We start from the raw sequence: 271 nt of genomic DNA on the forward strand, positions 1-271 counted from the left end.
ACCTGCTTTGCAAGCAGGGGGTCAACGGTTCGAATCCGTTATTCTCCACACTTCCCTTATGTTGGGAAAGAGATCTTTGACATATTGACACAAGCAAGACTGTAATAACAGGAAACTCCTTCCTGCACGTCCTATGGACGATGCTAGGAAGAGCTGAAAGTATGAGCGTCCGGCCTTTTGGCCGGAAATCGAAAGTAGTAAAGGGCGCATGGCGGATGCCTTGGCTCATGGAGGCGATGAAGGACGTGATAAGCTGCGATAAGCCTGGGGT

At 50.2% G+C, this 271-nt stretch carries 1 rRNA gene; it reads left to right on the top strand.

Annotated elements, in window-relative coordinates:
- Nucleotides 1-188: 188 nt before the first annotated feature.
- A 23S ribosomal RNA gene (locus CIL02_RS06685) occupies nucleotides 189-271 on the top strand; the annotation flags it as partial.

Source organism: Prevotella sp. P3-122 (genome assembly GCF_002251365.1).
Lineage (GTDB): Bacteria > Bacteroidota > Bacteroidia > Bacteroidales > Bacteroidaceae > Prevotella.